Source organism: Enterobacter sp. UPMP2052, assembly GCF_053709675.1.
The window spans coordinates 173,819-193,137 of sequence record NZ_JBSKJR010000003.1; the positions used below are offsets into that span (position 1 = coordinate 173,819).

At 56.2% G+C, this 19,319-nt stretch carries 16 protein-coding genes; 8 read left to right on the forward strand and 8 right to left on the reverse strand.

Going from position 1 to position 19,319, the window contains the following annotated elements; genetic code table 11:
• Window positions 1-2 precede the first annotated feature (2 nt).
• Complete coding sequence (apaG, locus tag ACWKX3_RS12765) at window positions 3-380, forward strand: Co2+/Mg2+ efflux protein ApaG (RefSeq protein ID WP_006173911.1); 378 nt, start codon at window positions 3-5, stop codon at window positions 378-380.
• A gap of 4 nt (window positions 381-384) precedes the next feature.
• A complete protein-coding gene (gene apaH, locus ACWKX3_RS12770) occupies window positions 385-1,233 on the forward strand; it encodes a bis(5'-nucleosyl)-tetraphosphatase (symmetrical) ApaH (RefSeq protein WP_006173913.1) in 849 nt (282 codons plus the stop codon).
• 36 nt (window positions 1,234-1,269) lie between these two features.
• Here apaH and folA read toward each other — a convergent pair whose 3' ends face one another.
• From folA to kefF, 3 genes are all read right to left on the reverse strand, one after another.
• Complete coding sequence (gene folA, locus ACWKX3_RS12775) at window positions 1,270-1,749, reverse strand: type 3 dihydrofolate reductase (protein ID WP_006173915.1); 480 nt, start codon at window positions 1,747-1,749, stop codon at window positions 1,270-1,272.
• A 114-nt stretch (window positions 1,750-1,863) separates the two neighbouring features.
• Entirely contained in the window at window positions 1,864-3,729 is a 1,866-nt protein-coding gene (gene kefC, locus ACWKX3_RS12780; RefSeq protein WP_454541907.1) for a glutathione-regulated potassium-efflux system protein KefC, read from the reverse strand.
• Window positions 3,722-4,252, reverse strand: coding sequence for a glutathione-regulated potassium-efflux system oxidoreductase KefF (gene kefF / locus ACWKX3_RS12785; RefSeq protein WP_454541908.1), 531 nt, complete (start codon window positions 4,250-4,252; stop codon window positions 3,722-3,724). The genes kefC and kefF overlap by 8 nt, the downstream gene beginning before the upstream one ends.
• Before the next feature lie 370 nt (window positions 4,253-4,622).
• Here kefF and ACWKX3_RS12790 point away from each other — a divergent pair, with 370 nt between their 5' ends.
• Window positions 4,623-7,583 carry an autotransporter family protein gene (locus ACWKX3_RS12790; protein WP_454541909.1) on the forward strand — a complete coding sequence of 987 codons (2,961 nt, stop codon included), beginning with the start codon at window positions 4,623-4,625 and terminating at the stop codon, window positions 7,581-7,583.
• Between the two features lie 49 nt (window positions 7,584-7,632).
• Here the strand turns inward: ACWKX3_RS12790 and ACWKX3_RS12795 are convergent, their stop codons facing one another.
• The 5 genes from ACWKX3_RS12795 to ACWKX3_RS12815 form a co-directional block, all read right to left on the reverse strand.
• The gene (locus ACWKX3_RS12795; RefSeq protein WP_006173922.1) at window positions 7,633-7,866 is read right to left on the reverse strand and encodes a YgdI/YgdR family lipoprotein; all 234 of its coding nucleotides are present in this window, start codon (window positions 7,864-7,866) and stop codon (window positions 7,633-7,635) included.
• 140 nt (window positions 7,867-8,006) lie between these two features.
• The gene (gene carB, locus ACWKX3_RS12800; protein WP_006173924.1) at window positions 8,007-11,231 is read right to left on the reverse strand and encodes a carbamoyl-phosphate synthase large subunit; all 3,225 of its coding nucleotides are present in this window, start codon (window positions 11,229-11,231) and stop codon (window positions 8,007-8,009) included.
• 18 nt (window positions 11,232-11,249) lie between these two features.
• Window positions 11,250-12,398 carry a glutamine-hydrolyzing carbamoyl-phosphate synthase small subunit gene (gene carA / locus ACWKX3_RS12805; RefSeq protein WP_058609658.1) on the reverse strand — a complete coding sequence of 383 codons (1,149 nt, stop codon included), beginning with the start codon at window positions 12,396-12,398 and terminating at the stop codon, window positions 11,250-11,252.
• A gap of 454 nt (window positions 12,399-12,852) precedes the next feature.
• Complete coding sequence (gene dapB / locus ACWKX3_RS12810; RefSeq protein ID WP_058609657.1) at window positions 12,853-13,674, reverse strand: 4-hydroxy-tetrahydrodipicolinate reductase; 822 nt, start codon at window positions 13,672-13,674, stop codon at window positions 12,853-12,855.
• 128 nt (window positions 13,675-13,802) lie between these two features.
• Window positions 13,803-14,810: a LacI family DNA-binding transcriptional regulator gene (locus tag ACWKX3_RS12815; RefSeq protein ID WP_006173931.1), complete on the reverse strand. Its 1,008-nt coding sequence runs from the start codon at window positions 14,808-14,810 to the stop codon at window positions 13,803-13,805.
• 187 nt (window positions 14,811-14,997) lie between these two features.
• On the opposite strand from ACWKX3_RS12815, the gene ACWKX3_RS12820 reads away from it, so the two are divergent.
• From ACWKX3_RS12820 to ACWKX3_RS12840, 5 genes are read left to right on the forward strand one after another with little or no spacing between them, the layout of a single operon-like run.
• Window positions 14,998-16,743, forward strand: a complete 1,746-nt coding sequence (locus ACWKX3_RS12820; RefSeq protein WP_454541910.1) for a class I mannose-6-phosphate isomerase — start codon at window positions 14,998-15,000, stop codon at window positions 16,741-16,743.
• A 2-nt stretch (window positions 16,744-16,745) separates the two neighbouring features.
• On the forward strand, window positions 16,746-17,174 hold the full coding sequence (locus ACWKX3_RS12825) for a PTS sugar transporter subunit IIA (RefSeq protein WP_400404327.1): 429 nt from the start codon (window positions 16,746-16,748) through the stop codon (window positions 17,172-17,174).
• Between the two features lie 10 nt (window positions 17,175-17,184).
• Window positions 17,185-17,679: a PTS system mannose/fructose/N-acetylgalactosamine-transporter subunit IIB gene (locus ACWKX3_RS12830; protein WP_454541911.1), complete on the forward strand. Its 495-nt coding sequence runs from the start codon at window positions 17,185-17,187 to the stop codon at window positions 17,677-17,679.
• Window positions 17,680-17,689: 10 nt separating this feature from the next.
• Window positions 17,690-18,487 carry a PTS mannose/fructose/sorbose/N-acetylgalactosamine transporter subunit IIC gene (locus ACWKX3_RS12835; RefSeq protein ID WP_088208842.1) on the forward strand — a complete coding sequence of 266 codons (798 nt, stop codon included), beginning with the start codon at window positions 17,690-17,692 and terminating at the stop codon, window positions 18,485-18,487.
• Entirely contained in the window at window positions 18,487-19,305 is an 819-nt protein-coding gene (locus ACWKX3_RS12840) for a PTS system mannose/fructose/sorbose family transporter subunit IID (RefSeq protein ID WP_006173945.1), read from the forward strand. The genes ACWKX3_RS12835 and ACWKX3_RS12840 overlap by 1 nt, the downstream gene beginning before the upstream one ends.
• The last annotated feature ends 14 nt before the right edge of the window (window positions 19,306-19,319 follow it).

A 19,319-nucleotide genomic window follows, 5' to 3' on the forward strand; every position in this document is an offset into this window, starting at 1 on the left:
CCATGATTGATTCGCCCCGCGTATGTGTTCATGTACAAAGCGTCTACATTGAGTCCCAGTCCACGCCGGATGATGACCGTTTTGTCTTTGCGTACACCGTAACCATTCGCAATCTGGGGCGGATGCCTGTGCAACTGCGCGGGCGTTACTGGCTTATCACCAACGGCAATGGGCGTGAAACAGAAGTCCAGGGGGAAGGTGTGGTCGGTGAACAGCCGCACATTGCCCCTGGCGAAGAGTACCAATACACCAGCGGTGCAGTCATTGAAACGCCGATGGGTACCATGCAGGGCCATTATGAAATGGTCGATGCCGACGGCAACGCATTCCGCGTTGCTATTCCTGTGTTCCGTCTCGCCGTAACCACACTCATTCATTAATCTAATGTCTACATATCTGATTGGCGACGTTCACGGTTGTTACGATGAACTGATCGCCCTGTTAAAACAGGTCGACTTCGTGCCCGGGCAGGATACGCTCTGGCTCACCGGCGATTTAGTCGCGCGTGGCCCCGGCTCGCTTGACGTGCTGCGCTACGTCAAATCGCTGGGCGACAGCGTTCGAATGGTGCTGGGTAATCACGATCTGCATCTGCTGGCGGTCTACGCCGGGATTAGCCGCAATAAGCCTAAAGACCGCCTCTCTCCGCTGCTGGACGCCCCGGACGCCGACGAGTTGCTCAACTGGCTGCGTCGCCAGCCGCTGCTGCAGATCGATGAAGAGAAAAAACTGGTGATGGCGCATGCCGGGATCACGCCGCAGTGGGATATCGAGACTGCAAAAACCTGCGCCCGTGACGCCGAAGCGGTGCTGGCGAGCGACTCTTACCCGTTCTTTCTCGATGCCATGTACGGCGATATGCCGAATAACTGGAGCGACGATCTCAGCGGCCTCGCGCGTTTGCGTTTTATCACTAACGCTTTCACACGCATGCGTTTCTGCTTCCCGAACGGGCAGCTGGATATGTACTGTAAAGAGACGCCTGAAAGTGCCCCTGCGCCGCTTAAACCCTGGTTCGCCATTCCGGGGCCGGTCACGCATGATTACAGCGTCGTATTTGGTCACTGGGCGTCACTGGAAGGAAAAGGCACGCCGGAGGGCATTTACGGTCTGGATACGGGATGCTGCTGGGGTGGCGATTTGACCTGTCTGCGCTGGGAAGATAAAAGCTATTTTGTGCAGCCGTCCAACCGACAGCTGAACACAGGAGAAGGTGAGGCGGTCGCCTCCTGACGTTTGAAACCCTCTCCGGATGGAGAGGGTTATCGCTTAACGACGTTCCAGAATCTCGAAGCAGTAGCTATGCGAATTCTGTGCATCAGCGTCGTGGAATTCACTGAACACCGACTCCCACTCGTCCGGATCGTAATCCGGGAAATGGGTGTCCCCTTCCACTTCCGCATCAATGTGGGTCAGATACAGCTTCTGCGCTTTTGGCAGGAACTGCTCATACACACGCCCACCGCCGATCACCATGATCTCTTCGGCATCGCCGCACGCGGCAATCGCTTCGTCGACGGATTTTACCCATTCAACGCGATCGTCCGTGCCCGGCTGGCTGCTAATAACGATATTTTTACGGCCCGGTAATGGACGACCGATTGACTCCCAGGTCAGGCGGCCCATCACTACCGGCTTGTTCAACGTCGTACGTTTAAACCATGCGAGATCGGCAGGCAGGTTCCACGGCATGGCATTCTCCATGCCGATAACGCGGTCTACCGCCAGCGCTGCAATCAGACTGATCATTAAAAATTTCCCGGATACAAAAAATTGCCGCCACTATACGGAAAGCTTAATCTTTCGTCGACTGGCGGCAGGGTAAAGAAAAAGAAATTTTTTAATATTGCTGGCAACTCCACTTCACGCGGACGGTTTACTCTCCGGTTCATCCTGCGGATCGCCGGTATGCTTGCCCTCTTCCGTGCCTTGCCAGCCGTGACGCTGGGTCAGGGAGAGGTGGTTGCGGTCTTCGTTGATGATTTCCGTCAGCATCGCGCTGGTACGTTTAAATACCGCCGCGCGTTCAGTGTCCGTACTGCCCGCCATCTCAACCATCTCTTCCACCATCCCGGTATTGAACCGGCGGAACAGATCGGCACGCTCGCGCGCTTCATAGGCTCCGAGACCAAGACTTTCCAGTGCCATGCGGCCCGATTTCAGCGCACCTTCGAACGTTTCACGCTCTGGCGCAGCCACCCCGGCCTGACGCAGCTGAATGTAATGGTCAACGTCACGGGCGCGGGCAATAATGGTCAGGTTCGGGAAGTGTTCTTTCACCAGTTCAACCATCTGCAGGCTGGTCTGCGGATCGTCAATGGCGTTGATCAGCACCTCCGCCCTTGCCGCACCGGCAGACTCCAGCAGATCGACCCGGGTCGCATCGCCGTAGAAGACCTTCATGTCGAATTTACGCAGGGTCTCGACGTGATCGGGGTCATGATCGAGGATCACCATCTTTACACCGCTCGACAACAGCAGACGTCCGGTGATCTGCCCAAAACGGCCAAAACCGGCGATGATCACACGCGGCTGCTCCTCATCGATCTCATCCGCCTCGCGTTCCTGCTCGCTGCCCGATTTTTCCAGACGCGTCAGCAGCACCAGCAGGATCGGCGTGGCCGCCATCGACAGCGCCACGGCAAGCGTCAGCGCTTTCGCCCACTCAGGATCGAGGACATTGGCCATCCGGGCCGCGCCAAACACCACAAAGGCGAATTCGCTGCCCTGCCCCAACAGCACGGCAAACCAGCGGCGCTGTTTACTGGGCACCTTCAGCGGACGGGCGATCAGCCACAGCATCGCCATTTTGATGACCAGGAAACCGATCAGCAGAATGATGATTCGCAGCGGGTGCGTAACCAGGGTGCCGAAGTCGATCGACATGCCCACCCCGATGAAAAACAGCCCCAACAGCAGCCCTTTAAACGGCTCAATATCGCTTTCCAGCGCATGTCGGTACTCGGAGCTTGCCAGCAGTACGCCCGCGAGGAACGCACCCATCGCCATCGACAGCCCGGCCTCCTCCAGCAGCAGGCCAAAGCCAAACACCAGGAACAACGCCACGGCGCTGAAGACTTCGCGCAGGCCCGAGCGGGCGACAAAGCGCAGCAGCGGACGGGTGACGTATCGACCAAGCAGGATCACCAGCGTCAGCGCAGCGACGACTTTAAGCGCCGACAGGGCAAATGCGCCCAGCGTCGTTGATGCGCCGCTGGCGGCCAGCAGCGGGATCATCGCCACCAGCGGAATGGCGGCAATGTCCTGGAACAGCAGCACCGAGAACGCGCTGCGTCCCATCTGAGAGACCGTCAGGTTGCGCTCGTTCATCGCCTGCATGGCAATCGCCGTCGAGGAGAGCGCCAGGGTCATGCCAATCAGCGCGGCCACTTTCCAGTCCATTCCCAGCACAATGCAGAACCCGCCGAGCAGCAGGCCGCAGGCCACCATCTGCAGCGCACCGCCGCCAAATACCGATGCGCGTAATTTCCAGAGGCGCTGCGGATCCAGCTCGAGGCCAATCACAAACAGCATCAGCACGACGCCAATTTCAGCGAAGTGAAGAATCGACTCGGCATCGGTGACCAGGCGCAGCGCCCACGGCCCGATGACGCAGCCCGCAATCAGATAGCCCAGCACGGACCCTAACCCAAGGCGCACCGCCACGGGCACTATCAGCGCCGCCGCGCCAAGGTATATCAGCGCCTGTATCAGCGTATGGCTATCCATTGTGCGTCTCCTGCCACTCAAGTAAGCGTTGTTTATAATGACGGGCCTGCGCCTGCAGCGTTTCATCGTCGCAGACAAAGGTACAGTGCATCGCAAATGGTGGGAGCCAGTTCATTCCACAATACAGCGCGGTTGCCTGCAGCGGTTGGGCCAATACGTCAAAGCCCGGGAAAGCCCCAATATCAAAATGACTTTCCCCCCCGCCGGTCGTTACGGCCCACATCAGGCTTTTACCTTTGAGAGCATTAGCGTTGTGGCCGTATGCCCAGCCGTGGGAGAGAACTTTATCGATCCACAGCTTCAGGAGCGGCGGCGTGCTGTACCACTGCATCGGGTGCTGCCAGATAATCAGATCGGCACGCGACAGCGCCTCCTGTTCGGCGGCAATATCAATATTAAAGTCGGGGTAAAGTTGATAGAGAGAGCGGATTTCCACTCCGTCGAGGCTCCCTGCCTGTTCAAGAATCCTTTTGTTCGCATGTGAATGATGCGGATAAGGATGCGCATAAATAATCAAAATCATCGATGGGCCTGTTTTCACTTTCTTCTTGTCTGGTAGCAGTGAGTGTAGACAGTTACCTCCCTTGCCGAAAGTGTTCAGGTGACCTCCAGGCAGAAAACGCGAGTATTGCACCCTTAAACGTTATCCACAGGCGGGATGCAGGAACCTTTATGAACATATCAAATACATTTAAATAGTGAATTAAACTTTTCCAACCATTTACCTCAACCACATATTAAGAAATTTTAAAAAGCAAATTAAATAAAACAAAGTATACATAACACATTGAAAAAATAATAATTTTACGTTCTTTTCCAAGGATTCTCTACTGTGAATTAAAAGAGAGAATTTACTTAACAGTTAGCTGCCTATTCTCCAAATGGATGTGTCTATGAGTAATAAATACTTTGAATTAAACAGGACGACTAAAACTCTAGGGAATATATTCCCCGCCTTGCTTATATTTACACCTATACTCGCCTCAGCAGGAACAATTGATCAGTCCACCTCTGTCCCACAAGAATTTAGAGATGACGCCGAGTACATTATTAACAAAGATGTCACCATCTCTTCTTCAGGTTCTACCCCCGCCGTTAATGCTTCAGGTATAAACATCACGACACTAACAAACCAGGGAAATATCTCAGGCACGGAGAATGGTTTACAGGTCAACACTGGTGCACAGAAAGTAACGATAGATAATGAAGCTGGTGCAACCATTTCATCTATGACTGCCAATGCCCTGAACGTTGAATCAATGCGCGGTGACATAATTAATAAGGGTAGTATCATCGGCCGTCAAATAGGCGTTTTTATTGGTGAAAACTCTTCTACAATCAATGTCGAAAACACTACAACCGGTATTATTAAAGGTAATACTGGCCTGACGGCTAAAGTTGGAATCGCGATTGACAACGCAGGTACTATTAGCGGAGTAAATGGCGATGGTGTTGCTCTTAATGACGGCAATACTAAGATCTCCAACAGCGGCAATATTCAGGGGAGCCAGTACGGTATCAACATTACTGGCAACGCAAAAGTCGATATCACCAACAGCGGAATGCTGAGCGGCCAGAATGCTGCCGTCATGTTCGCCAGCAATAAAAACAACACCCTGGTACTCAACACCGGCTCGTCACTGACGGGCGATGTCATCTCCACCGTTTCTACCGGTAACACCCTGACGTTTGTAGGCACAGGCACCGAAGACAGCAATTTTGTCGGCCTCAATGAAGGCGACGGCTTTGCCTCCGTCAAAATGAACGGTGAAAGCTGGGCGCTGTCAGGCGATCTCGATATTATCGGCTCTGGCGATGCCCTGCAGGTCAACAGCGGTAATTTAATCCTTTCTGGCGATGTGGCTAACAGCGGCAATACGCTGGTGGCTCAAAACGCCACGCTGCAGCTGGGTAACGGCCAGGATACCGCCACGCTGAGCGGTGGCCTGACCAACAACGGCACCCTCATCTTCAATCAGGGTAGCGATTTCACTTACGCTACCGACATTACCGGCAGCGGCAACATTGAAAAAGCGGATGCCCACACCCTGACGCTTAGCGGCAAAAACACCTATACCGGTAATACGGTTTTACACAGCGGCACCACGCTGGTTACGGCTGGCGCACAGCTCGGTGTGCAGGGCAGTAACGCCACCGTCACCATCGAAAATGGCGCAACCTTTGCGTCTGCCGGACAAGTCAACGACAACATCGATATCCTGAGCGGCGGTACGCTGGCCGCGTGGAACGCGGTTCAGGGTAACGCCACGCTGAGCGCGTCAGGCGTTGATACCATTAATGGCAACGTAACCAATAGCGGCACAGTTCTGCTGAGCGCAGCCAACAACAGCGTGGGCAATAACTTCGTCATTAACGGCGACTATACCGGCTCTGCCGGCAGCCAGATTGTGATGAACAGCGAACTGGGTGCTGATAACGCCCCGACAGACCACCTCACCATTACCGGCAGCAGCTTCGGTCAGTCTGGCGTGACCGTCAGCAATATGGGTGGCCTCGGCGCGCAAACCGTTAACGGTATGGAGATCGTCAGCGTCGGCGGCAGTTCTGAAGCTCAGCTGACGCTGGCGAAACCGGTGGTTGCAGGCGCATACGAATACAACCTGTACCAGCACAGCGACGGCAACTGGTATCTGGAATCGAAAGCCAAACCGTCCGACGATCCAGCGGATGATACCGATGGCGGGGATAAGCCAGATGATGGCGGCAATAAACCTGACGATGGCGGTAATACCGACGGTGGTGGCAATACCGACGACGGCGGTAACACCGATGGCGGTGGCAATACAGACGACGGCGGCAACACCGATAATGGCGGTAATTCCGATAACGGCGGCAACACCGATAACGGCGGCAATTCTGACAACGGCGGCGATGCCGATAACGGTGGAAACGCTGCACCAGAAGTGATGGCACCGGAAGTTGGCGCATACCTTGGCAACTACCTTGCCGCGCAAAGCATGTTCCTGCATAAACGTGACGACCGCGATCAGATCACCTTCCGCAACGAAGAAGATCTGAACACCTGGATGTACGTCAAAGGCCGTTACCACGAAAACGATGCTGGCGGTGACAAGGTTAACTATGACACCACCACCACCGTCCTTCAGGTGGGCAGCGATTTCATGAGCAAGCCGATGGACAACGGCATTCTGCGTGCCGGGGGTATGTTCGGTGCAGGCCAGGCGAAAACGCACTCCGACGCCAAACACAACGTCCGCGATGCGCAGGGTAAAGTGGATGGCTTCAACGTTGGGCTGTATGCGACCTGGCAGGAAGATCAGAAACTGCGTCTGGGCAACTACATTGATACCTGGGCGGCCTACAGCTGGTACAACAACAAAGTGACCAGCAATCGTAACGACGAAGATTACGATAGCGAAGGCTTTGCTGCCTCTGTCGAAGTGGGCCACGCGTGGATTATCGCGTCAGAGAACGAGCGCACCTGGAAAATCGAGCCGCAGGCACAGGTGATCTACAGCTATCTGGATCAGGAGAACCATACTGACCGCGATGGCGTACGCGTTACCACGCTGGATAACGATACCTTCTTTGGTCGTCTCGGTGTTAAATCGAGCTATTTCCAGCAGAAAGACGTGAAGGCATGGCAGCCGTACGTTGCGGTTAACTGGCTGAAAGGTGCGGGTCAAAACGATCTGGCCTTTAACGATGAAACCGTCAGCAACGATACGCCAGACGATCGTGGCCAGTTAGAGCTGGGCGTGACCGGCAACCTGAACGACACCACCACGATTTCGCTGCGCGCCAGCGGCGAATGGGGTGAGAACAGCTATGCCGCTTACGGCGGTCATATCCTGCTGAATCACCGCTGGTAATCACTTACCGCAAAATGCAAAAAGCCGTGGCTCTCGCCACGGCTTTTTTTTAGTTATCCAGTTCACCCATGGATTTAACCTGGTCACGGTTAATCTGTTCGGTTTGGCCCGTCTCAGCGTTTTTATACGATACCAGCCCCGTGTCATCATCCACCTGCGGCTTGCCGTCGGTCACGATGGTACGGCCATCGGTGGTTTTCACCGCCTGGTTAGACGAACAACCCGCAACGGTAAACAGTGCAGTGGCAGCCAAAAAAGACGTGATAAGGAGTTTATTGCGCATGGTGTTTCCCCTGCTTGTCAGTTGAATGTAATTAACGTCCTGTTAATTCTAGGCTAACTGACTGAATGCGGATGGAAAACCAGATGGTTCCTAATAGGGGGGATAATGCCCGGCAGGCGAACGCTGCCGGGCTGGCTTATTTACTTATTAATCTGCGCGTGCATTTCCTGCACCGAAATCACCTTCTCGGTGGCATCCGCGTTTAGCGCCATCGCCGTCGCGAAACCGCCGTTCAGGGTGGTGTCGTAATGCACTTTGTACTGCAGCGCGCTACGGCGGATCAGCTTGGAGTCTTCAATCGCCTGGCGGCCTGCGGTGGTGTTGATAATGTAGGTGTATTCGCCATTCTTGATACGGTCCTGAATGTGCGGACGACCTTCATGCACCTTGTTCACCAGACGCGGGTTGATACCGGCTTCACCCAGCACAATCGCCGTTCCGTGGGTCGCATCCAGCTCGAAGCCCTGTTTCAGCAGCTTGGCGGCCAGGTCGACCACGCGCTCTTTGTCACCTTCACGGACGGAGAGCAGCGCACGGCCCGATTTCTTCATGGTGGAACTGCTGCCCAGCTGTGCTTTGGCGAACGCTTCTGCGAAGGTACGGCCCACACCCATCACTTCCCCGGTAGAGCGCATTTCTGGCCCTAACAGCGGGTCAACGCCCGGGAATTTGTTGAACGGCAGCACCACTTCTTTCACCGAGTAGTACGGCGGGATGATCTCTTTGGTCACGCCCTGCTGCGCCAGCGTCTGGCCCGCCATCACGCGCGCCGCCACTTTCGCCAGTGGGATACCGGTCGCTTTCGACACGAACGGGACAGTACGCGCCGCACGCGGGTTCACTTCAATCAGGTAGACTTCGTTGTCTTTCACCGCGAACTGGACGTTCATCAGGCCGCGAACCTGCAGCTCAAAGGCCAGCTTCTGCACCTGCTGGCGCATCACGTCCTGAATTTCCTGGCTCAGGGTGTAGGCTGGCAGAGAACACGCCGAGTCACCGGAGTGCACGCCCGCCTGCTCGATGTGCTCCATAATGCCGCCAATCAGCACCATTTCGCCGTCGCAGATGGCGTCGACGTCCACTTCTACCGCGTCATCCAGGAATCGGTCGAGCAGAACCGGCGCATCGTTAGAGACGCTAACCGCCGTCTGGAAGTAGCGGCGCAGGTCGGCTTCGTCGTAGACGATCTCCATTGCGCGGCCGCCCAGCACGTAGGATGGGCGCACCACCAGCGGGTAGCCAATCTCTTTCGCCTTCTCCACCGCCATTTCAATCGCGGTCACGGTGGCGTTAGCCGGCTGTTTCAGCTTCAGACGGTCAACCGCCTGCTGGAAACGTTCGCGGTCTTCGGCGCGGTCAATCGCATCCGGGCTGGTGCCGATAACCGGTACGCCTGCAGCTTCCAGCGCGCGCGCCAGTTTCAGCGGGGTCTGGCCGCCGTACTGCACGATGACGCCCTTCGGCTTCTCGATGCGCACAATTTCCAGCACGTCTTCCAGGGTGACCGGCTCGAAGTAGAGGCGGTCAGAGGTGTCGTAGTCGGTCGAGACGGTTTCCGGGTTACAGTTGACCATGATGGTCTCGTAACCGTCTTCGCGCAGCGCCAGCGAGGCGTGGACGCAGCAGTAGTCAAACTCAATGCCCTGGCCGATACGGTTAGGACCGCCGCCCAGTACCATGATTTTATCGCGGTCGACGGACGGGTTCGCTTCGCACTCGTCTTCATAGGTGGAGTACATGTAGGCGGTGTCGGTGGAGAACTCCGCCGCGCAGGTATCCACGCGCTTGTAAACCGGGTGCAGGTCATACTGGTCGCGCAGCTTGCGGATTTCCGCTTCGCGCACGCCTGCAAGCTTAGCCAGACGCGCATCGGCGAAGCCTTTACGCTTCAGCATGCGCAGGAAGTCAGCGTCCAGGCCGTTGATGCCAAGCTCTGCCACTTTCTCTTCCAGACGCACCAGCTCTTCAATTTGCACCAGGAACCAGCGGTCAATGTTGGTCAGGTTGAACACGCCGTCGACGGACAGGCCCGCACGGAAGGCATCGGCGATGTACCAGATACGCTCAGCGCCCGCGTCTTTCAGCTCGCGGCGGATTTTGGTCAGCGCTTCAGGGTCGTCGAGGCTCACTTTCGGGTCGAAACCGGTGGCACCGACTTCCAGGCCGCGCAGCGCTTTCTGCAGGGATTCCTGCTGCGTGCGGCCAATCGCCATCACTTCACCCACGGATTTCATCTGGGTGGTCAGGCGGTCGTTCGCACCGGCGAATTTCTCGAAGTTGAAGCGTGGAATTTTGGTCACAACATAGTCGATGGACGGCTCGAAGGACGCAGGCGTGCGGCCACCGGTGATGTCGTTCATCAGCTCATCGAGGGTGTACCCCACCGCCAGCTTCGCCGCCACTTTCGCAATCGGGAAGCCGGTAGCCTTGGAGGCCAGCGCGGAAGAACGAGACACGCGCGGGTTCATTTCGATAACAATCAGACGGCCCGTTTTCGGGTTCACCGAGAACTGCACGTTAGAGCCGCCGGTTTCCACGCCGATTTCACGCAGTACCGCCATCGAGGCGTTACGCATGATTTGGTACTCTTTATCGGTCAGCGTCTGGGCTGGCGCAACGGTGATGGAGTCGCCGGTGTGGATCCCCATCGCATCGAAGTTTTCGATAGAGCAGACGATGATGCAGTTGTCGTTTTTATCACGCACCACCTCCATCTCGTACTCTTTCCAGCCAATCAGCGACTCGTCAATCAGCAGCTCTTTGGTTGGGGAGAGGTCCAGGCCGCGCTCGCAAATCTCTTCAAACTCTTCGCGGTTATAGGCGATGCCGCCGCCGGTGCCGCCCATGGTGAAGCTAGGCCGGATGATGCACGGATAGCCCACGTCAGCCGCCACGGCCAGCGCCTCTTCCATATTGTGCGCAATGCCGGAACGCGCGGTATCGAGGCCGATTTTCTTCATCGCCACGTCGAAGCGGCGACGGTCTTCTGCTTTATCAATCGCGTCGGCGGTGGCACCAATCATGGTCACACCGAACTCTTCCAGCACGCCCTGACGCTCCAGCTCCAGCGCGCAGTTCAGCGCCGTCTGGCCGCCCATGGTTGGCAGTACCGCGTCCGGGCGCTCTTTTTCGATGATCTTACGTACCACTTCCCAGTGAATCGGCTCGATATAGGTCGCATCGGCCATTTCCGGGTCGGTCATGATGGTCGCCGGGTTGGAGTTCACCAGGATAACGCGGTAACCCTCTTCGCGCAGGGCTTTACACGCCTGCGCGCCGGAGTAGTCAAATTCACAGGCCTGGCCGATAACAATCGGGCCAGCGCCGAGGATCAGGATGCTTTTTATGTCTGTACGTTTTGGCATGGTCTTCTCAGCTCCTGATTATTTAGCGGTCTTACGGTAGTGCTCAATAAGTTCGATGAAGTGATCGAACAGCGGTGCGGCATCGTGCGGGCCAGGGCTGGCTTCCGGGTGGCCCTGGAAGCTGAAGGCTGGCTTATCGGTGCGATGAATACCCTGCAGGGTGCCGTCGAACAGCGATTTGTGCGTCACGCGCAGGTTGGCCGGCATGGTCGCTTCATCCACTGCAAAGCCGTGGTTCTGAGCCGTAATCATCACCGTGTCGTTATCAATGTCTTTCACCGGGTGGTTGCCCCCGTGGTGGCCGAACTTCATCTTGACGGTGTTCGCCCCGCTCGCCAGCGCCAGCAGCTGATGGCCGAGACAGATGCCGAAGACCGGAATGTCGGTTTCAAGGAAGGCTTTGATGGCGTCGATAGCGTAGTCGCACGGTGCCGGGTCGCCCGGGCCGTTGGAAAGGAAGATACCGTCCGGGTTCATCTTCAGCACCTCTTCGGCGGAGGTTTTCGCCGGGACGACCGTCAGGCGGCAGCCGCGGTCCACCAGCATGCGCAGGATGTTGCGCTTGGCACCGAAATCATACGCGACAACGTGGAATGGCAGTTCGCTCTCCTGTTTCGCTTCCGGCAGGTCACCTTCCAGCGTCCAGCTCCCCTGGGTCCAGCTATAGGCTTCTGCGGTCGTCACTTCTTTCGCCAGGTCCATGCCGTTCAGACCCGGGAAGGCTTTTGCTTTTTCCAGCGCCAGCGCCGCATCGAGGTTATCCCCTGCGATGATGCAGCCGTTCTGTGCGCCCTTCTCGCGCAGCAGGCGCGTTAATTTACGGGTATCGACATCAGCAATCGCCACGATGTTATGGCGCTTCAGGTAAGACGAGAGGTCTTCGGTGTTGCGGAAGTTGCTGGCAATCAGCGGCAGGTCACGAATGACCAGACCTTGCGCATGTACCTGAGAGGATTCTTCGTCAGCCGCATTGGTGCCGACATTGCCGATATGAGGATAAGTAAGAGTAACGATTTGGCGAGAATAGGAAGGATCAGTGAGGATTTCTTGATAACCGGTCATTGAAGTATTGAAAACGACTTCCCCAACCGCCGAACCCGTTGCCCCTATGGCCCGACCGATAAACTGGGTTCCGTCTTCCAGAACCAATAGCGCTGACTTAATCAAAACACCCTCCAGAGAATATTCACTCACTTTATTTGCATATTAATTCATAACCGCGTTATGAAGCAATGCAAATGTGTTGCCAGCGGATTTTTGGCAAACGGCGGCATTCTGGGGATTTGGTGGCTAAAAGTCAACTTAAAACGGATATTTTACTTAGTCTTTTGCAGGCCTGGTGGCTGAAATGCAGAGTAAGCGGCGAAAAGATCAGGCAAATCACTGCAGGAAACGCTTGCGGGAGGCGTTAAATTGAAATGAGCGCGCAACGCGATAAAAAAGTGGACCAAATGGTCAAAATTTACAATTCAATAACGAATAAACGAAGGTTAACTCATACTTTTATGGATTAAGCATCTTAAAAGTCACCAAACAGGAAAAATAAAAGGGCAATTAAATATTGCCCTATGCAATCAATCAATTACGACTGCAATAACCACATCACGAAGGGTAATAATGCTTACAAATTGTTAAGATCCAGCACATCACGCATATCAAAAAGCCCCTTATCCATTTCTTTTAACCACAATGCGGATCTAACGGCACCGTTGGCAAAGGTCATGCGGCTCGAGGCTTTGTGAGTAACTTCTACGCGCTCGCCAATATCGGCGAAGATCGCCGTATGTTCACCGACGATATCCCCCGCACGAACGGTAGCGAAACCAATCGTGCCCGGTACGCGTTCACCCGTGTGGCCTTCACGCGCATAGACCGCGCAATCCTTCAGATCTTTATCCAGCGCCTGGGCAATCACTTCGCCCATCGCCAGCGCGGTGCCGGACGGGGCATCGACTTTGTAACGGTGGTGCGCTTCAACGATCTCAATGTCGGTATAGTCGCCCATCACTTTTGCCGCCTTCTCAAGCAGCTTCAGCATGACGTTTACGCCCACGCTAAAATTCGCCGCAAAGACAATCGCAATATCGCGCGAGGCATCCTGAATAGCCTGTTTACCGGCATCGTCAAAACCGGTGGTACCAATAACCATTCCTTTGCCGTGCTTACGGCAGAAGGCCAGATGGTTCAGCGTGCCTTCCGGGCGCGTGAAATCAATGAAGACATCAAAGTCATCTTTTACTGCCTCAAGGCTGCTCTGCACGGTGACGCCCGTCTTCCCTGCCCCCGCCAGCTCACCCGCGTCGGTTCCCAACAGCGACGAGCCTTCACGTTCCAGCGCCGCGCCAAGCGCCACGCCATCCAACTGGAGTGCCGCCTGAATAAGCTGGCGACCCATACGTCCACCCGCGCCCGCTATAGCGACACGGATCTGTGCATCATGCATAGTTATTCTCTTACGTTAAAATGATGTAAATCGTTTTCAGAGTAACCAGCCCTCACGAAGGCTGCCACTAAAAACGCCCATAATTAGAAATTAATGTGAAACCGCAGCCGATATCAGTAAAAGACATACTAACTGAAACCGCATGATTCTCTGATCACCAGGGCAGGCGGCAGAATGATACGTTTCGGCGGCTCATTATTGCCCTGAATTCGGCTGTAGAGCAGCTCTCCGGCTTTACGACCTATCTCTTTTGCCGCTACCGATACGGTGGTGAGCGCAGGCTGGACCAGCGCCGCCTCGGTGATATCGTCAAACCCCACCAGGGCAAAATCACGCCCGACCTCGCGCCCCATTTTACGCAGCGCCTGCATTACGCCGAGCGCGACGATATCCTGATAACAGACCGCGGCGGTGATCGCCGGGAACTGGCGGAATAAGCTCTCGGCTACCCGTGCGCCGTCGCTTTGGCTCGCCAGGCTGGGGACAATCCATCGCGGGTCCGCTGAAAGACCTTTTTCGAGCAACTTACTGGTAAAACCGCCAATACGCTGGGCACGCGTACCGGAACTCTGGCTCCCGCCGATAAAGGCAATATGCCGGTGTCCCAGGGCGAGCAGATGCGCGGTCGCCATCTGGGTGCCAAGAAAGTTGTCGGTACCGACAAAGTCGAAATCCGGATCGTTAACGGGCCGCACCACCATAATGGCGGGAATATTGCGACGCTTGAGGCTCTCAAAAAACGTCTGTGGCGTTTCGCGGGCCGCGCAAAGCACCATACCGCACGCGTTATTACGCATCAGCGAATCGACGAACTTCTGCTGTCGCTCACCGGACTCTTCACTGTTCGCCAGAAACAGCAGCATCTCGTGACGCTCAATCTCATGACTCAGCCCGGCCGTCATCTCGCCGTAAAAGGGGTTAGTAATATCATGCAGAAGCAGCCCGACCTGGTTGCTGCTGCGGTTTCGAAGATTCGCCGCCGTCTGGTTATAGACATAACCCGCGTCATCCAGCGCTTTTAATACTCTTTCACGGGTGGCTTGCGAGATCCGCCCCCGGTTTCGCAAGACCATCGACACCGTGGCGGTCGACACGCCTGCTCGTTCAGCGACCTGCGCCAGCGTTACAGTTGTCATTGTTCCTCCCTTATTCTTCACAGATTAATCGAATAACCTGATTTTTGTCTAATTCCCTGTGAAGCGGTTCACACTCCCCGCCATAAAACCGCCTTTCCTCGCCGTTTTGCCAGGTTAATCGCGTTAACCACTCTTCCATCGCAAGGTTAATCGATTAATCTTGTTTCAACGACAACGGAGTGAAACGATGACTTACCCCCCTTATAACAAACATCCTGAAGTCTCTGTTCGGGGCTTTGACGCTCACGCATGGCGTGGGTGGAACGACATTATTACGGCGCTTAACACCAGGTTCCTGACGTCCCGGAAAACCGTGCTGGTTATCGATTGCTATCCTGGCGTCCGTCTGGAGGAGCTGGAGCGTAATGTGCTTGCCCGGTTCGGCAACGCAGTGCGGATAAACGTCGAAACGGCCCGCCGCGACGAGCACACGCTTAGCGAGATGCTGGCCCGCAACCTGACGGATGACCGCGTGTTTGGCGTGCTCTCCTGCCACCAGCTCGCCGAGTTTTTTGATGCCGAAGCATTAACGGCCCTGCAAAAGCAGGTGGCCGAGGCGGCGGGACTGGTGATTGTGTATGGCTCCGGTGCCGCTCTGGTCCATCCGGGCGATGTGCTGGTGTACGCCGATATGCCGCGCTGGGAAATTCAGCAGCGCATGCGCGCAGGCGAGCTGGGCAACTGGGGTGTTGAAAACCTCACTGAAGATATGCTGCGCCGATATAAACGCGCCTTTTTCGTTGAGTGGCGCGTCTTTGACCGACACAAAACACCGCTGCTCAAGCGCTGTGATTTCCTGCTTGATACCACCCAGGCCGACGCACCGGCCATGGTCAGCGGCGAGGCACTTCGCGCGGGGCTTAAGCAGACCACACAGCAGCCGTTCCGCGTTGTCCCCTTCTTTGATCCCGGCGTCTGGGGCGGCCAGTGGATGAAACAACGATTCGATCTCGATCCAGCGAAGCCTAACTACGCATGGTGTTTTGACTGCGTGCCCGAGGAAAACAGCCTGCTGATGCGGTTTGGCGACGTTCGGATCGAGATCCCCTCCATTGATATAGTTCTGTTGCAACCGCGCGCGCTGCTGGGCGAAAAGGTTCACGCCCGCTTCGGGGCCGAGTTCCCCATCCGCTTTGATTTTCTTGATACCGTCGGGGGGCAGAATCTGAGTTTTCAGGTGCATCCGCTGACGGAGTACATTCAGCAGCAGTTTGGCATGCATTACACCCAGGATGAGAGCTACTACATTCTCGACGCCGAGCCGGGGGCCGTGGTCTATCTCGGCACCCAAACAGGCACCCGGCCTGAGGCGATGATGGACGATTTGCGCCAGGCCGCGCGGGGCGAAAAGCCGTTCGACGATGCACGCTTTGTGAATCAAATCCCCGCCAAAAAACACGATCACTTTCTCATCCCGGCCGGAACCGTACATTGTTCAGGTGCCGGCACCATGGTGCTTGAGATCAGCGCCACCCCGTACATTTTCACCTTTAAGCTCTGGGACTGGGGCCGCCTGGGTCTTGATGGCTTACCGCGCCCGGTTCACCTCGATCACGGCGAGCAGGTTATCGACTGGCAGCGCGATACCCAATGGGTAAATGACCACCTGGTCAACCGGATTGAACCGGTGGCGGAGGGTGAAGGCTGGCGTGAAGAACGAACCGGCCTGCACGAACGTGAATTTATCGAAACACGCCGCCACTGGTTTAGCGGCCCGGTCGTTCACCACACTGAAGGCGGCGTCAACGTGCTTAATCTGGTTGAGGGCGACGAAGCGCGCGTCGACAGCCCGAGCGGCGCGTTTGAGCCTTTCGTCGTGCATTACGCTGAGACGTTTATCATTCCTGCCGCCGTAGGGGAATACCGAATCACACCGTGGGGCAAAGGCTCAGGCCAGCAGCTCGCCACCGTTAAAGCCTGGGTCAGGGGGTAAGCATGATTAACATCATTGTGGCCTCCCACGGGCCGATGGCAAAGGCGATGCTCGACAGCGCCTGCATGGTTTACGGCGATCTGCCCTACTGCTATGCCGTTACGCTCACCGGTGAGGCGGGAATTGAAGGCTTTAAGCAGGACTTTGCCCGCGTGCTGGCTCAGGCCTCACAACACGCAGAGGGTGTACTGGTGCTGTGCGATATGCAAAGCGGCACGCCGTGGAACGTCGCCAGCAGCGCCGCCTTTTCGCCAGATACCACGCCGCCGGTGGCGGTGCTGGGCGGGGTTAATCTGCCGATGCTGCTGCAAACCGATGAGATCCACGCGCTTGCCGACGTGAACGCCGCGGCCAGCCTGCTGCTGGCGCTCACCCAACCCACGCTGGTGGTAGCTGCTCCCGCTTCTGCCGTGCAATCCGACGACTTTTGAGGACTCCACTATGAGCATTTCTTTTGTACGCATCGATGACCGCGTGATCCACGGGCAGCTCATCACACGCTGGGCCAAAGAGCTGCCCTGCGACGGTATCGTGGCCATCGACGACGCCGTGGCGGCCGATCCCCTTCTCTCTTCCGTCATGAAAGGTGCCGTCTCCGACACCAAAGTCTGGCTTTTTGATACCGCAACGGCGATTGAAAAATTGCCGAAGGTCATCGCCAGCGACAAGCGCTATTTCGTTATTGGCAAATCGCCCCTCACCCTGCAGCGCATTGAACAGGCCGGTATCAGCCTGAAAAACAGTAACGGCAAAATCAACGTTGGCCCGATGAGCGCCCGCGCGGAGACCACCACTATTGGCCCGAACCAGTCGGTCAACGCAGAGGAGATCGCGGCGTTTGACTGGCTTAACGTTCAGGGGCATCTCATTGAATTTCGTCTGGTACCGGATGCCAGCAGCTACAGCTGGCAGGATGCCCGGCAAAAGCTGAAATAAGGAGCGAATGATGATTATCGAAGCGGCATTAATTGGCGTGCTCTGTTATCTGGGCGCGCTGAGCAGCCCCTGGCTGCTGGGCCTGACCGGCGGCTGGTATTTGATCACCCGCCCGCTGGTGTCAGGCATGCTGGTGGGCATTATCCTTGGCGATATTAAGACCGGTATCATGATTGGCGTGGCGGTGCAGGCGGTCTATATCGCCATGGTGACGCCGGGCGGGTCGATGCCCGCTGACCTGAACTTTGTCGCCTACCCGGCCATTGCGCTGGGTATTCTGTCGGGTAAAGGCCCGGAAGTGGCGGTGGCGCTGGCGGCCACGATCGGCATTGCCGGGACCATTCTGTTTAATATGATGATGGTGCTGAACTCCTTCTGGAACCATCGCGCGGATAACGCCCTTGAGCGCGGCGACGAGCGGGGGATCTATCTGAACAGTGCGATCTGGCCCCAGGCGACCAACTTTATTCTGCGTTTTGTTCCAACGTTCATAGCCGTCTACTTCGGCGCGCAGTATATCAGCGGCATCATGGACAGCCTGCCAGCCGTGGTCCTGTCTACCATGAACGTTTTAGGTGGGATCTTGCCCGCCGTCGGTATCGCTATCCTGCTCAAGCAGATCATCAAAGACTACAGCATGCTGATCTACTTTCTGGTGGGCTTCGTCTGCATCGTTTTCCTGAAGCTCAACATGGTTGCGCTGGTCATCGTTGGCGCGCTGCTGGCGCTGATCCACTATAACTACAAACCGGAATCCGCAAAGGCCGTCGCCTCTGCGCCGGTCGTCGATGACGAGGACGAATTCTGATGGAAGAACGTAAACTGACCCGTAAGGATCTGCGCCGCTGCTGGCGAGCATGGATGATGCACAACCTGTCGTCGATGAGCTTTGAGCGCCTTGAGTCGTTTGGATTCTGCCTGAGCATGCTGCCGGTCGCCAAAAAGCTCTACCCGGACGCCGACCAGCGGCGGGAAATGCTGCGTCGCCACGCCTCTTTCTACAATACCGAGCCGCAGATTGGTGCCATTGTGAACGGGATGGCGCTGGGCCTTGAAGAGAAAAAGGCCAACGGTGAGCCTATCGATGGTGAGACGATCAATACCCTCAAGGTTGGCCTGATGGGGCCGATCGCCGGGATCGGCGATTCGATGATCCCCGGCATGTTGATCCCTATTCTGCTCAGCATCGGTATGGCGCTGGCGGCAGGCGGTAACGCCCTGGGACCGTTGTTCTACATAGTGGCCTGGCTTGCCATTATCATACCTGGCTCCTGGTTCTTATTCCTGAAGGGTTACCAGATGGGATCCGGCTCTGTTGAAATGCTGGTGAGCAGCAAATCGACCCGCCTGCGCGAAGCGCTGTCCCTGCTGGGTGTTTTTGTGATGGGTGGCGTCGCGGCAAGCTATGTGAAGCTGGGCACCGGGCTGGAGTTCATCACCAAAGATGGGGTTAATATCCATGTTCAGCAGATGCTCGACGGGATTTTCCCGCAGCTGCTGCCGCTGGTGGTGGTACTGAGCACCTGGTACCTGATGGCGAAACGCGGTGTGTCACCGGTTAAGGCGATGCTGCTCCTGCTGGTCCTGGCCGCCGCTGGCGTGGCGTCGGGGCTTTTCGCCGGATAATGCCTGCGATAACC

What these genes read in the sequence shown, in the direction of transcription:
- ACWKX3_RS12825 (WP_400404327.1), top strand. Translation starts at nt 16,746, where the DNA reads ATGATTAACATCATTGTGGCCTCCCACGGGCCGATGGCAAAGGCGATG.
- ACWKX3_RS12835 (WP_088208842.1), top strand. Translation starts at nt 17,690, where the DNA reads ATGATTATCGAAGCGGCATTAATTGGCGTGCTCTGTTATCTGGGCGCG.
- ACWKX3_RS12840 (WP_006173945.1), top strand. Translation starts at nt 18,487, where the DNA reads ATGGAAGAACGTAAACTGACCCGTAAGGATCTGCGCCGCTGCTGGCGA.
- ACWKX3_RS12790 (WP_454541909.1), top strand. Translation starts at nt 4,623, where the DNA reads ATGAGTAATAAATACTTTGAATTAAACAGGACGACTAAAACTCTAGGG.
- ACWKX3_RS12815 (WP_006173931.1), bottom strand. Translation starts at nt 14,810, where the DNA reads ATGACAACTGTAACGCTGGCGCAGGTCGCTGAACGAGCAGGCGTGTCG.
- apaH (WP_006173913.1), top strand. Translation starts at nt 385, where the DNA reads ATGTCTACATATCTGATTGGCGACGTTCACGGTTGTTACGATGAACTG.
- dapB (WP_058609657.1), bottom strand. Translation starts at nt 13,674, where the DNA reads ATGCATGATGCACAGATCCGTGTCGCTATAGCGGGCGCGGGTGGACGT.
- kefF (WP_454541908.1), bottom strand. Translation starts at nt 4,252, where the DNA reads ATGATTTTGATTATTTATGCGCATCCTTATCCGCATCATTCACATGCG.
- ACWKX3_RS12795 (WP_006173922.1), bottom strand. Translation starts at nt 7,866, where the DNA reads ATGCGCAATAAACTCCTTATCACGTCTTTTTTGGCTGCCACTGCACTG.
- ACWKX3_RS12820 (WP_454541910.1), top strand. Translation starts at nt 14,998, where the DNA reads ATGACTTACCCCCCTTATAACAAACATCCTGAAGTCTCTGTTCGGGGC.
- carB (WP_006173924.1), bottom strand. Translation starts at nt 11,231, where the DNA reads ATGCCAAAACGTACAGACATAAAAAGCATCCTGATCCTCGGCGCTGGC.
- folA (WP_006173915.1), bottom strand. Translation starts at nt 1,749, where the DNA reads ATGATCAGTCTGATTGCAGCGCTGGCGGTAGACCGCGTTATCGGCATG.
- ACWKX3_RS12830 (WP_454541911.1), top strand. Translation starts at nt 17,185, where the DNA reads ATGAGCATTTCTTTTGTACGCATCGATGACCGCGTGATCCACGGGCAG.
- apaG (WP_006173911.1), top strand. Translation starts at nt 3, where the DNA reads ATGATTGATTCGCCCCGCGTATGTGTTCATGTACAAAGCGTCTACATT.
- kefC (WP_454541907.1), bottom strand. Translation starts at nt 3,729, where the DNA reads ATGGATAGCCATACGCTGATACAGGCGCTGATATACCTTGGCGCGGCG.